The 13294-nt window shown below is 32.7% G+C and carries 11 protein-coding genes; 7 read left to right on the top strand and 4 right to left on the bottom strand.

Annotated features, from left to right (window positions below; translation table 11 throughout):
• The first annotated feature begins 393 nt into the window (after positions 1-393).
• Positions 394-2307 (top strand): MobQ family relaxase, encoded by a 1914-nt coding sequence (mobQ, locus tag ACF08W_RS34675; RefSeq protein WP_341082332.1) that lies wholly within the window; start codon positions 394-396, stop codon positions 2305-2307.
• Between the two features lie 787 nt (positions 2308-3094).
• On the opposite strand, the gene ACF08W_RS34680 is transcribed toward mobQ (ACF08W_RS34675), so the two are convergent.
• Positions 3095-3838 (bottom strand): hypothetical protein, encoded by a 744-nt coding sequence (locus ACF08W_RS34680; protein WP_341082325.1) that lies wholly within the window; start codon positions 3836-3838, stop codon positions 3095-3097.
• Between the two features lie 114 nt (positions 3839-3952).
• On the opposite strand from ACF08W_RS34680, the gene ACF08W_RS34685 reads away from it, so the two are divergent.
• From ACF08W_RS34685 to ACF08W_RS34695, 3 genes are all read left to right on the top strand, one after another.
• A complete protein-coding gene (locus ACF08W_RS34685; RefSeq protein WP_341082326.1) occupies positions 3953-4192 on the top strand; it encodes a hypothetical protein in 240 nt (79 codons plus the stop codon).
• A gap of 477 nt (positions 4193-4669) precedes the next feature.
• Entirely contained in the window at positions 4670-5458 is a 789-nt protein-coding gene (locus tag ACF08W_RS34690; RefSeq protein ID WP_341082328.1) for a hypothetical protein, read from the top strand.
• A gap of 203 nt (positions 5459-5661) precedes the next feature.
• The gene (locus tag ACF08W_RS34695) at positions 5662-6684 is read left to right on the top strand and encodes a DUF3231 family protein (RefSeq protein WP_341082329.1); all 1023 of its coding nucleotides are present in this window, start codon (positions 5662-5664) and stop codon (positions 6682-6684) included.
• Positions 6685-7680: 996 nt separating this feature from the next.
• Here ACF08W_RS34695 and ACF08W_RS34700 read toward each other — a convergent pair.
• Positions 7681-7977: a hypothetical protein gene (locus ACF08W_RS34700; protein ID WP_341082331.1), complete on the bottom strand. Its 297-nt coding sequence runs from the start codon at positions 7975-7977 to the stop codon at positions 7681-7683.
• A gap of 417 nt (positions 7978-8394) precedes the next feature.
• Here ACF08W_RS34700 and mobQ (ACF08W_RS34705) point away from each other — a divergent pair, with 417 nt between their 5' ends.
• Together mobQ (ACF08W_RS34705) and ACF08W_RS34710 are read left to right on the top strand one after the other, a co-directional pair.
• Positions 8395-10281: a MobQ family relaxase gene (mobQ, locus tag ACF08W_RS34705; RefSeq protein WP_350623818.1), complete on the top strand. Its 1887-nt coding sequence runs from the start codon at positions 8395-8397 to the stop codon at positions 10279-10281.
• A 205-nt stretch (positions 10282-10486) separates the two neighbouring features.
• Positions 10487-10909: a hypothetical protein gene (locus tag ACF08W_RS34710; RefSeq protein ID WP_350623821.1), complete on the top strand. Its 423-nt coding sequence runs from the start codon at positions 10487-10489 to the stop codon at positions 10907-10909.
• Positions 10910-11243: 334 nt separating this feature from the next.
• Here the strand turns inward: ACF08W_RS34710 and ACF08W_RS34715 are convergent, their stop codons facing one another.
• Complete coding sequence (locus tag ACF08W_RS34715) at positions 11244-12062, bottom strand: replication initiation protein (protein WP_350623823.1); 819 nt, start codon at positions 12060-12062, stop codon at positions 11244-11246.
• Between the two features lie 373 nt (positions 12063-12435).
• On the opposite strand from ACF08W_RS34715, the gene ACF08W_RS34720 reads away from it, so the two are divergent.
• Complete coding sequence (locus ACF08W_RS34720; RefSeq protein WP_350623825.1) at positions 12436-12675, top strand: hypothetical protein; 240 nt, start codon at positions 12436-12438, stop codon at positions 12673-12675.
• Positions 12676-12799: 124 nt separating this feature from the next.
• Here the strand turns inward: ACF08W_RS34720 and ACF08W_RS34725 are convergent, their stop codons facing one another.
• A complete protein-coding gene (locus tag ACF08W_RS34725; RefSeq protein ID WP_350623827.1) occupies positions 12800-13117 on the bottom strand; it encodes a hypothetical protein in 318 nt (105 codons plus the stop codon).
• Positions 13118-13294 lie beyond the last annotated feature (177 nt).

Genomic DNA, 13294 nt, shown 5'->3' on the forward strand with positions numbered 1-13294 from the left:
TGTGGTATAATCACCCCAATGAACAAAGTGAAGAAGGGCGCACTTATACAAACTTCGTTTGTGTGCGGTTTGCGTTGCAAACAAAGAGCATATTCGCTTGGTGCGAATACAAAATCAAAACCCTCCATTCGCTAGTGGGCGAATGAGTATCCGCCATAATGCGGATACAAAAAAGGATTCGGAAGATTTTTATAAATACTCGTTGGCAATGTCAGCAATTGTTCAACTTGTCTTTATAATTTCTCCGAATTCATTTTTAAAAAATAAAAAAGGAGTAGATAGCCTTCTACTCCCTTTTTGGTGTGATACATGAATTTCAACAGTTGGCTTTAATATTTTGTTCCATTATGGAGTTTGTTATTCAATTTAAATTTAAAAAGGAGGTACAAGGATATGGCGATCTATCATTTCTCTGCTCAAATGATTTCCAGAGGAAAAGGGCAATCCGCAGTTGCGGCTGCTGCCTATCGTTCTGGTCAGCGTTTAGTCGATGAGCAAACAAATGAAAGTAAGTTTTACAAAAGAGAAGTGCAACCAGAAACCCATATTCTTGCCCCTGAAAAATCGCCAGTTTGGATTCAGAATCGTGAGATTCTTTGGAATGAAGTGGAACATTCCGAGAAAAGGAAGAACTCTCAATTAGCCAGAGAAATCAATGTAGCACTACCTAGAGAACTTTCTCAACAACAACAAACAGAATTAATCAAAGGGTACATCCAGGATCAATTTGTAGATAAAGGCATGGTTGCTGATATCGCTATCCATCGGGATGATGCCAACAATCCTCATGCTCACGTCATGCTGACAACACGAGAAATTTCAGAAGATGGATTTACTACGAAGAATCGTGATTGGAATAAAAAAGACCTGCTGGAGCAATGGAGAGAGCAGTGGTCCGAGTATGCAAACAAAGCATTAGAACAAGCACAAATCAACGAACGAATCACACATAAATCCCATGCAGATCGTGGACTTGAAATCTTACCTACTGTCCATATGGGGCATGTTGCTTCTGATATGGAGAAAAAGGGCATACAAACCGAACGAGGGGCTATTAATCGTGAAGTTCAAAAGCATAATGCGATTGTTTATGACCTTCAAAAGTATCGTCAAGAGAAGCAACAAAGAGAAGCAGCGTTAAAACTGCAGGAGCAAAAGAAGAAAGTAGAATTAACTCCTGAAGAACAAAAAATAGTTATCCTAGCTAAACAGATTATTGGTGATACACCAACTATGACAAGCATTGCTAGCTATAGAAAATCATTAGAAATACAGACCAAAAAACAAAAACAAGAAATAGAATCTATAAAGACACAAAATCATGTCGTTTCCGTAGCTGAACAAGCCGAAAAGCAACTTTCTCATTATGAAAAAACCTTAGAAGAATTAAAGGGAAAACTGGATAAGACAGGATTGTTTAAACGAAAAGAAAAAGAAATTTTACGCAATAAGATTACAGAAGTACAAGGTGAAATTCCAGAGCAAGAACAGCATTTGGCTCAATGCTTAAAAGAAGCTAATTTGGCTAAAGTGGAAGAGATTCCATTTGCTAAAAAGAATTTGAATAAACAACTGAAAGTAGCTACTCAAAAGCTTCAAGAAAACAATCTGACATCCATTGAACAGAAAATAGTTCTAAAGCAAACCGAAGAAATAATAAAGCAGCAAGTCATACGTAAAGTCATTTCTCACTATCCTGAACTTCAAAATGCCGAAAAATTCTTATCGTATGAGACTGCGCAAAAGCTAAATAACCTTAATAAAAAAGCTGAAAAGATTGTCGGTATAGATAGTATTAAATCCACTATTCGTGCTCGGAACAGACATATTGAAGAACATAAAAACTTTTTACAAAAGTTCCAAGTAGGTATTCAGCGAATCCAAAGGGTAGAAAAGTATTTTGATCAATTATTAGAGATTGAACAACGTTTGCAAAAAATTGATAGTAATCCCTTGTTAAAAGGAAAGGTACTTCATTCTGAAACAAATAAGAAAGCCTATGACGACCTTTTAAACATACAGAGTAAGTGCCAAGAATCTTTAAAAAAAGAAGGATTTCGAGATAAAGACCACTTTATTCATAATCGAGATAAGATTCTAAGTAATATGGACTTGAAAGATAAAACAATAAAAGAAATCGAAGATTTACAGTTAGGGAAGCATCAAGGTGGTTATGGAGCAAGCACAGAATTCTTGTCAGCCATCATCCGAGGCCTAGAACAGGCCCGAAACCAAACTCGAGGGGTAAATCCTAATGAGAAGCAAAAACAACGCTTAAAAGGGCAAAGAAATGAGTTGGAACGGTGATTAACACTGATAAAGAGAGTGAGCAATTCATACTTCTTTCATTTCAAACATATTATTGATCATGTAATACCTCCTTATTATGTAATCCTTAACAGAGACAACTGAGGGAGTTGTCTCTGTTTTGATTTTTGTTGTCAAACATGAAACTAACTAGCAATCCGCAGCAATTAAAAGAAAATGAAAGATCGCCGATATCATTATTGTTCCAAGTTTATATGTATTTCCCAAACCTAAAAAGACGGAATTTGCCCAAATATGGCCGAATTCCGTCTTTTGTTTTGTTGGTTGCTTGGGATAAGACGCATTATGTTAACTAACTAGCAAAATACTATCTAATTCTATTAAACACTTACAAAATAAGAATAAGAAAAAAATGTTATTATTAGTTATGATTTCCAACACAACGGGAGTAAAGTATCAACTAAGAAAAGGAGATGATTTCATGAAGCGAATTGATGTTGTTTTACTATTCGTGGTTGTAGTAATCTCGGTATTGCTGTTTCTTCTACTACTTCAAGGAAAATTGTCTAATGGCTATATAGTTCTAATAATATTAGGATTTGGATTAATTGTTGGATTCATTAGACGTTTTTTTTTTAACAACAGAAACTTGATTAGCAAAAAGAAAATTTAAAAAATTGAAGGATGGTTTTTATGGATATTTTAGGTATTATTCCTTTCGTTTTTTGGCTTATAGTTATCATAGGAGGAATATATTTACTTATAAAATTTCTCAAGAAAAAATAAAAAAGCCTAAGATCTTAGGCTTTTTTATTGGAATCAACTTTTAGAAAGAAATCCATCCACCAGTTTTCCAGTCTGACCGTGTAGAATCCACTTTATAGTATCTGTTTTTTCCATCTCCACGAGCATAAAAATCAACAGAGTCATTAATGAAACCTAAACTACCAGTTGAGTATACTGTCCATGAAGCTCTTCCATAGGCATCTCCACCACTTAAATAACCTTTTCCAATTCCTTTTTGCCATATCATAGAAGGATTTATGTTACTGTGGCTTCCGTAATTATCTAAAACTTTTGTAGCTGTTGAACCTGAATAGTTAAAAACAACTGTACTATATAATGTAGTTGTTTTAATACCTAAAACATACAGTTTATAGGTAGCAGTTACAGTTTTTTTCCCAGTCGCTAATACTCCTATTGAAGGGTTAGTATTTGTTTGTAGTTCTACAGGTACTTTATTTCCTTCTATGTTAATGTTTGATACGCCAGGATTAGCATTTGCTGTACCGATTAATTTCATATAATTATCTGGTTGTAATGCTAAAAGAAAAGTGTTTTGTTCTTCTTCACTTAAATTTTTAAATGCTTCTAATCCTTCTGCTGCGTAGTCATCTATTTTGCTTTCCTTTTCTAAATACTCAATATAATTAGCTGGTGATTCAATATACTTCAGTCCATCTTCAGTAGAGATACTTTCTGCATTAGCTGATTTTAAATCTAAACCAAAATTACTAATTAATAAAAATACAAGTGAACCTAACACAAAAACAATTCTTTTCATACTCATAGAAACAATCTTCCTTCCCCTTAATTTTTTATATCAATCCGAATAATTTCCAGATTAATAACATAGATAATAAAAAAATGGAAAAAAATAAGAATATTCTAGGGGGTATATATTGTGCAGGAGGAAGTAAAAGCTATTTTAATAGGTTTTGTTACTCTAATCGCTGCTTATTTGACTGTGTTTTCTTTATGGTTTTGTTTAGTTGCAATAATATTTGGAGTTATAGGATATAAACAGGCAAAAAAAATTAAAGAGAGAAAAAACAATTATATTTTTATGGGGAAAATATTAAATAGTATAGGGATTTTGTCTTCTATACTGCTATTTATGTATTATGTAACCGGTCCTATTTAATTTCGGTTTTAAAAAAGAAAATACCTCCTTTTATAGAAAAAAATTACATTTCATTTAAAATATGAACTTTTTATTTCGTATTAGGATAAAAAGAAAAAAAGCATAGGAGACGATCCTATGCTTTTTATTTTATTAATTTCAAATATAATCTAGTAAATTAGTATTGCTAGAATAGATTGATAGGTATAAAATTACAGATAACTAAATAGTCCGGATAATGAAAAAGAACTCCAACTGTTAAAGTGGTGTTGGTCGCACCCTTTAACCGTCTCCCTATTCTCGGTAGGGAAACACTTGTCGAAGTCCTTTGAACATATAACGTTAAGTATTATATACCAATCATTTTAGTGTATAAAACACGTTTATTCAAGGAAAAAAAGTTTCCTTTTTTCGATAACTTTTGATAAAAGACACTGTTTCCCATTGGTTTATGGGATAATAGTGTCTTTTTTTGTTCCGAAAAAGGAGAAATTGAACATGACAGTATTTGTGGAATCACACCAATTTAATCAAATGATATCTTACACACCATATGTAGAAACAAAAACAGAAAAGAAAAAAGTTAAGTACAGTTTATTAGAATCTATTCAAGAGTCCATAGGGGATAAATGGTACCGACTAAAAGAAGGAACAAGACAGGCTTTTGATATGGTCTGTTTCTTCAGTACGGAGTTAGGATTCTTTTATGCGAGTGACGAATACCTGGCAAAAAGGAACGGGATCAGTGACCGAACTATCCAATATCGCCTGAAAGAGCTAGTAGAACTGGGACAAGTTATAAAAGTATATCGACGTGCCAGAAAGTGTAACGGTCGGGGGAACCCAGTCTATCTATTTGTTAATCATCCTTACTTCCAATATTGGGTGAATTTATTAGGACTTGATAGGACTAATTTCCAAACAGATTGCGAAACAGAAAACAGCGAAAAGCCTTCTGGCAGTAGGGAAAAAGAAGGGGAAACTTTTTCTACCTATCTAGTACCTGAAAAACAAGAAAATAATATATATAAGCAAGCTAATAAAATAATTCAATATGTAACTAATAGAGTTACTGATTCCATAAAAAAAGGCACTAAAATCACATACATGTCCAGTTACGTAGATACATTGGTTACAAAATTAGAATGGCAAGCTCTTTATGCTGAAAATAATCGTCAAATTAAGGCTAAACAGCAAGCACATAACGAATCATATGAGAAGGTCAAAGGCATGTTAGGAAAAGAACCTGTTAAAAAGGTACCTTTCTACAATTGGTTAGAAAATTAAAATGCCATTTAAAACGTATTTCAAAGCGATTATATACACTTTGAGTTTATAATCCCAACTTCATTGAACTATGCCTGCTAACTTTACGTTTTGTATAAGTTTCTTTGAATAAGACACCCTAAAAAAAGGGGATTAGTAGCATTTTTTGTTTTTTCCTAAACCCTAAACAGAGCTTTTTATTAAGCCACTTAGGAGGGTTTCACATGAAAGGAAACCATGTAGATTTAACAGCTTCTGAAATAGCAATTCTTTGGACTGCCTATATGAATGACAGCATGAGTAAATGTATTTTAGGTTATATGCTAAAACATATAGAGGACAAAGAGATTAAACCAATTATTCAGTTTTCATATGATCTGTCAGCTAGTCATATAGAAAAACTCATCACTATATTTAAACATGAAAACTATATTATACCGAATGGGTTTTCTGAAGCAGATGTTAATATGAATGCACCGAGTTTATTTACAGATTTATTTTGTATAAGCTATGTCAATCATATGGCAAGAGCTGGATTATTAGCCTATGGTGGTTCTCTTGGCATGAGTATTAGAAAAGATATAAGGGATTATTTTATAGAGGGAATCTCTGAAACGACTAAATTATATGATAAAAGCACACAAGTAATGCTAAATAAAGGGATATTTTTAAGAGCACCCTATATACCTGTTCCAACTGAGACGGATTACATAGACAGTAAAAAGTATTTAGGTGGATTTAATCTATTAAGCGACAAGCGTCCTTTAAATGCAATTGAAATTTCTCACTTATATTTAAATATTCAAACCAATCATATAGGGATGAAAATTAGCCTTGCTTTTGCACAGACTTCGCCATTAAAAGAAGTTCAGGACTTTTTGTTAACTGGTAAAGAGATATCCAAAAAACATATGAAAATTTTTATGGATTCTTTGCTTGGTTGTGATATTGAAGCACCCATGTCACCCGATCATGGTATTTCTGATTCCACGACCCAAACGTTTTCAGACAAATTAATCATGTTCCATATGGCATTACTAAGTGCAAGTGGAACTGGTAACTATGCTACTGCAGCCGCAGCTAGTCAACGCAACGATCTAGCAACTAGTTATGAACGCCTATCCCTTGAAATTGCTACATTTGCAAAGTCGGGAGCCGACATTATGATAAAGAATAATTGGCTTGAACAACCACCAGGAACTAAGGATAAAACGAAGTTAGTGAAAAATAAACATGATGGTCATTAAATGTAAAGCCAACTTAAACCGAAGGGAGGTCATTTATTCAATCGAAGAAGTAAATGATTTAGGGGTATATTAATTTTGGGACACTTAACAAGAGTTGTTTTAAGCCTTATTTTAGCGATTTTATTTAAATTACTTATTTAACTACTCTTATTTAAAAAGCAACGCTTTAAAAAGTGATTATGAAGGTCTAGTGAGCATTAGAGAGGAATTTTATCTCTAAAAATGACCACTTTTTTTGTATTTGTATTTCCTTTAATCATCAGCTCAAAAAAACTCCGACTATTTAGCCGAAGTTCATACTCTACAGTAGGTTAATTAAATTTTATTAGTTTGGATTAACTTTATACAGGGGGATTTTATCTATTGCCTGCTTTTTAACAATCTTTTTGTATTCAAATCCTAATAACAAGTGCGGTTCATATCTAATTCTTTTTTTCAAATTCTTTTTTTTGCATTTTTATAATAAATAATGTTTGAAAAGTAGAGTAACCTAAACCTAGGATAGTCAAAACAATACCGCTGTATAGTCCGCGCTTTCTTGCTTTTTCTTGAATGTAGTGAGTGAAATAAGCATTAGAGATGGTGCAAAAAATCATGATACCAATGGTTAATAAAACACGCATATCAAATTTCTCCTTTCTGTAACTTTAGTTTTTCCTAAAAAGATTAAGCTATGAAGGAAAGATTTAAAGAGACTAGTCGCCAATAGTTCTTTAGAATAATGGTTGTTCTTTTGAATTGGATCATTCTGTTTTCTAATTTCAAAAAGCAAAAATTCTATCTTTTGAATGTGGTTACATATTATAATAAAAAAAGGCTACAGATACTTCAGATCTATAGCCTGACCAACTCTTTATAGGGTTGGCTCCCATACTAAAGTATGAAATGACCTCCTACGAATAAATCGAAGGAGGTCATTTTATTTTATTCAAAGAAACATCAACGTTGACCTATTGGTCATTATTTGACCCTGTGGTCAACACTAGTTTAAGAGAGTTACTTTTTATTTTCAATTCCTAATATCTCTCTAGCTAAATGTATATCCATTGCTTGAATTTGTTCTTTTCTTTCCAAGATGGCCTTTTGGAAAGAAGCGATTAGCTTGATTGCTTCTTCCTCCCCTTCTATCTTTAAATGCTTCTCCATTAATGCCCCAATTTGAATGAGTCTTTTTGTTCTAGATTTACGCTCTTTTTCCTTTAATTGATTCGCAAGCCTTTGCTTCTCAGCTTGCATCTTCTTAATCTTTTCATCCATATCTAGCAATCTCTCTTCTTCTGTCTTTCGAGCCATAGCCCTCACTCCCCTTATAACCTTGTTTCCTCCATTATAATCAAATTATAGCTATAACACTAGAATAACAAAGTAGTATCTTCACTCTGCATGTGGTATAATCACCCCAATGAACAAAGTGAAGAAGGGCGCACTTATACAAACTTCGTTTGTGTGCGGTTTGCGTTGCAAACAAAGAGCATATTCGCTTGTTGCGAATATAAAAATTAAAATCCTTCATTCGCTGATGTGCGAATGAGTATCCGTCTTGTGACGAATACAAAAACTCATCGTAAGAGATTAATTATTTCTCATTGGCAAAATGCCATTTCGTCTAATTAATTTCTTACGATTCCATAATAAAAATTCTCCCACCTTACGGTACGATCATTTTTATTACGGCTACTACAAAATCTTTTGAAAAGGAGGTTCAAGCATATGGCAATCTATCACTTCTCAGCACAAATGATTTCCAGAGGAAAAGGACAATCAGCAATTGCGTCAGCTGCCTATCGTTCTGGTCAGCGTTTAGTTGATGAACAAACTAATGAAAGTAAATTTTACAAAAGAGAAGTGAAGCCGGAAACCCATATTCTTGCTCCTGAAAATTCCCCTGTTTGGGTTAAAAATCGTGAGATTCTTTGGAATGAAATTGAACGTTCTGAGAAAAGAAAGAACTCTCAATTAGCCAGAGAAATAAATATTGCTTTACCTAAAGAACTTTCCAATCAACAACAAACTGAATTAATCAAAGGCTACATCCAAGACCAATTTGTAGATAAAGGCATGGTTGCTGATATCGCTATTCATAGAGATGACTCCAACAATCCTCACGCTCACATAATGTTAACAACACGAGAAATTTCAGAAGAAGGCTTTACTACAAAGAATCGTGATTGGAACAAAAAAGAACTGCTGGAGCAGTGGAGAGAACAATGGTCAGAATACGCAAATAAAGCATTAGAACAATCAAACATCAAAGAACGAATTACACATAAATCTCACGCTGAACGTGGACTTGAAATCTTACCTACGGTTCATATGGGGCATGTCGCTTCTGATATGGAGAAAAAGGGGATGAAAACTGAGCGAGGTAATATTAATCGTGAAGTACAAAAGCATAATGCTATTGTTTATGACTTACAAAGATACCGCCAAGAGAAGCAACAAATAGAAGCAGAGTTAAAACAACAGGAGCAAAAGAAGTCTGTAGAATTAACTACTGAAGAACAAAAAAATGTGGAGGCAGCCAAACAAATTATTGGCGAAATTCCAACGGTAGCAACAATTGCCAACTATAGAAAATCATTAGAAGTACAGACCGAACAACAAAGAAAAGCACTAGAATCTTTAAAGACAAAAAATCACATAGTTTCTATTGCAGAACAAGCAGAAAAACAGCTTTCTCATTATGAAAAAACATTAGAAGAATTAAAGGGAAAACTTGATAAAGTAGGATTTTTCCAACGTAAGGAAAAAGAAAATTTGCGTGCTAGTATCAACACTTTACAAGATAAAATCATCAGCCAGCATGACCACTTAAATACATGTTTAAAAGAAGCTGGTTTATCTGCACGTGAAGAGATCCAGTTAGCTAAAAAGCAATTAAGTAAACAAATTGATACGTCTACTCGAACTTTAAACGGGAGCATCTTAAAATCTGTAGACCAAAAACAAATACTAAACCAGACAGAAGAAATACTAAAGCAAAAGCTAATTCGTAAAGTAGCTATCCAATATCCTGAATTGAAAACAGCAGGACAATATTTGGATTACAAGACAGCATCTAAATTGAACCGACTAAATGAGAAACAAGGAAAAACTATATCGCTCGACAACATAAAACATACTTTAGAACAAAGACAGCATAAAATTGAATTAAATCGAGAAGGTATTCAAAACTATAATCTGGCTGTTCGGAATGCTCAAAATGCAGAAAGTTATTTTAATCATCTTACTGAACTAGAAAAACGAATTGAACGAATCGAATCGAATCCTTACTTAAAAGGAAAAATTCTGTTTTCCAAGGAAGAACAACAAGCTTATCAGAAAGATTTACAAAAACGAGAACAGTTAACTCAAGCTATTCGAACCATCGGTTATGAAGATCGGGAGCATTTGGAACAACATAAAAGAGAAATAGAGAAAGTTGCTCCAGCACTTGAAAAAGTTCAACAAGAAACGCAAAGCCTAAGCCAAAGCAATGACTTTCTTTCAGCCATCCTAGAAGGGGTAGAACAAGCCCAAAAGCAGGAACACAAAGTAAATGCTAAGCAAAAACCAAAGCAACGCTTAAAAGGGCAAAACATTGGGTTAGAAAGGTAATCATGCTATATTCAAAAAAGCTACAGATGTGACAGCATCTGTAGCTAGCCTACTCTTTTAAGAATTGGCTCTATATTTTATAGATCAGTGAAATGACCTCCAAACAGCGCCAAGCCGTAGGGAGGTCATTTTTTATTTCTTATAGAGATTTGTTTATAAAAACAGATAATCAATCAAATAATACAAAAAAGGAGTTGAATACAAAATGAAGAAAATGATTACTGCAATGATATTATTAGTTGTTTTAGTAATGGGAATAAGCACAAATTCAATTCAAGCTAAGGAACCAGCAAAAGAATCATGGAGCAAATATCCTGATAACTCTAGTGAAAAGTTTGCTAGTCCAAATTCTTTTTATAGCTCAATAGACCAAAAACAATATACTGAATACAAGAACGCTAAAATTAACATTAGAGAAAAAGTCTCTTTTAAAGATGTGAACAAGGTGTTGTCAAAAGTAGATGAGTTTATTGGTGAAAATCGAGTTTCAGGTGATGGTTTTCATCCTAATAGACAAGTATATGTTTATTTAACAGTATCTGAAAATGGTAAAGATATAAAAAATATAATTGTTGATGCTGAAACAAAAAAAGTTCTTTTTAAATCCGAACCTTTAATAAAACGATAAAAAGGTTGCCTTTGGGTAGCCTTTTATTTCATTTTCCACTGCATTTCATACTTTGCAAAGACCTGGATTAGATCATCCACTAGTTTTTCATTTTCCTCCCCAGACAAAGGCTTTTTTGCGTAATCCCTTTTGTATTCAAATCCTACATACCAAGTGCGGTTCATATCAAATTCCCCATTTATGATTTTTTTTGAATCATCAAATTCCATAACTATCAACTCCCCCTTTAAAGTGTATACAAAGCCCGTAGAAGGCCGTTATCCATTTAACACCTTTAAATGCGTTATTTTAAAAAAGGGCTCAATATAACCCCTTTAAAACGTTCTCAATGCTATTAGTAAGGAGTATCATCATCATTATCTTTATTTTTCTTATCTAATGTTCTTTCAATTAATCTTTGAGATATAATTTTTTGTGTTTCAGACTTGGATTTAATATTAAATACAACTTCGAAAACACTTCTTCCCTTTTTAATCGTATCGTATGTAATCGTAATGTCAGTTAATTTATTGATTTCTTTAATAGCTTGTTCTATCACAAAACGCTTGAAATCAACCCATCTAGGTAATGTATCATCATCTAGATTTAGGACTTTCCTTAATTCATCCACTTCATAAATAATCCCTTGGACATTTTCGTAAGACTTTAATATTTCATAGAGCCTAATACTATATTGGCTTTTCATAGTCATTACATATAAGTAATTATATTTAGTGAAAAATTGCTTCAACTGCAACAAATGAGGCTTTAAATCTTTATCCAATTTAATATCAATTATGTCTTTCTTATGGTCTATAACTACTTTGTCGATCCACCTCATTAACACTTCCGTACCATCTTCTTGTTCCATCCAAAAACTTTTGTCGCTTATCTTTTTCAGGGAACTTTTAATAATCGAATAGTTTTTCCCACTTCTATCGCTGATTTGGCAAATTTTACAGTAATCCTTAATTGAAAAACGATACGTTTTAAAATCATCATCTTTTGGCTCAATCATTTGGATTACGTGCAATATCAATTTTTGTTCAACCAATGTTAAATCAAAACGAGTTTTTTGAATTAGATGATTAGATTTAACAACGGGGAAATTACGTGTTTCCATTTCTTTTAATTTTGGTACTCTATCAGATAATTTTTCTAATCTCCTTGCCATTTCTTTATTCCTTTCATAACTCTTGATATAACTATCATATTTAAAAGTGAGTTAAAAAACAAGTTTTTCTAAAAAACTCACTTTAAGTGCACCAAAACTCACTTTAAGTGCACCAAAACTCACTTTTAAGTGCACCAAAACTCACTTTAAGTGCACCAAAACTCACTTTTAAATTTTTGAGACTTACAGCCCCAAGGGTTTCAAGCTCCTATAAATAAGTAAAAAGGTTTTAAAAATCTTTAAAAAATAACTATATTATTAAAAGTTAAAATTATGTCCCTTAATTTTTTATATCAATCCGAATATTTCTTCAAATTAATAACATATATAATAAAAAATGGAAAAACAAAGAATGTTTAGGGAGGTATATATTGTGCAGGAGGAAGTAAAAGCTATTTTAATAGGTTTTGTTGCTCTGATCTCTGCTTATTTGACTGTATTTTCTTTATGGTTTTGTTTAGTTGCAATAATATTAGGAGTTATAGGATATAAACAAGCAAAAAAAATTAAAGAGAGAAAAAACAATTATATTTTTATGGGGAAAATCTTAAATAGTATAGGCATTTTGTCTTCTATATTATTATTTATGTATTATGTAACTGGTCCCATTTAATTTCGATTTTAAAGAAGAAAATACATCCTTTTATAAATAGAGTTAGATAAAGATACCGATTTTGATAAATTTCAAAATCGGTATCTTTTATCTAACCTAGAGTAGAAACACAATAAAATATGGATTAAGATTCTTTTGAACTCTGGACTTGAATCCCTAGTATATTTCTAGCTTGATTAATGTCCATGGCATTTACTCTATCTTTATTTTCCAAAATAGATTTTTGGAAAGAAGCAATCAACTTAATAGTTTCTTCTTCTCCTGTTATTCCTAAATGTTTTTCTAATAATCCACCCATTCTAATTAGCTTTTGTGTTCTTGCCTTTCTTTCCTTTTGTTTTAATTGGTTAGCAAGCCTTTGCTTCTCGGCTTGCATCTTCTTAATTTTTTCATCCATCTCTAATAGTCTTTCTTCTTCTGTCTTTCGAGCCAAAGCTCTCACTCCCCTACCGCCTTGTTTTTCTCTATTATAATCAAACTATCGCAGAAACACTAGAATTACATAATAGTATCTTCACTCTGCCTGTGGTATAATCACCCCAATGAACAAAGTGAAGAAGGGCGCACTTATACAAACTTCGTTTGTGTGCGGTTTGCGTTGCAAACAAAGAGCATATTC

Source organism: Streptomyces sp. NPDC015144 (assembly GCF_043079735.1).
GTDB lineage: Bacteria > Actinomycetota > Actinomycetes > Streptomycetales > Streptomycetaceae > Streptomyces.

Coding starts and splice junctions, on each gene's coding strand:
- mobQ (WP_341082332.1), top strand. CDS start 394: ATGGCGATCTATCATTTCTCTGCTCAAATGATTTCCAGAGGAAAAGGG.
- ACF08W_RS34680 (WP_341082325.1), bottom strand. CDS start 3,838: ATGAGTATGAAAAGAATTGTTTTTGTGTTAGGTTCACTTGTATTTTTA.
- ACF08W_RS34690 (WP_341082328.1), top strand. CDS start 4,670: ATGACAGTATTTGTGGAATCACACCAATTTAATCAAATGATATCTTAC.
- ACF08W_RS34695 (WP_341082329.1), top strand. CDS start 5,662: ATGAAAGGAAACCATGTAGATTTAACAGCTTCTGAAATAGCAATTCTT.
- ACF08W_RS34700 (WP_341082331.1), bottom strand. CDS start 7,977: ATGGCTCGAAAGACAGAAGAAGAGAGATTGCTAGATATGGATGAAAAG.
- mobQ (WP_350623818.1), top strand. CDS start 8,395: ATGGCAATCTATCACTTCTCAGCACAAATGATTTCCAGAGGAAAAGGA.
- ACF08W_RS34710 (WP_350623821.1), top strand. CDS start 10,487: ATGAAGAAAATGATTACTGCAATGATATTATTAGTTGTTTTAGTAATG.
- ACF08W_RS34715 (WP_350623823.1), bottom strand. CDS start 12,062: ATGGCAAGGAGATTAGAAAAATTATCTGATAGAGTACCAAAATTAAAA.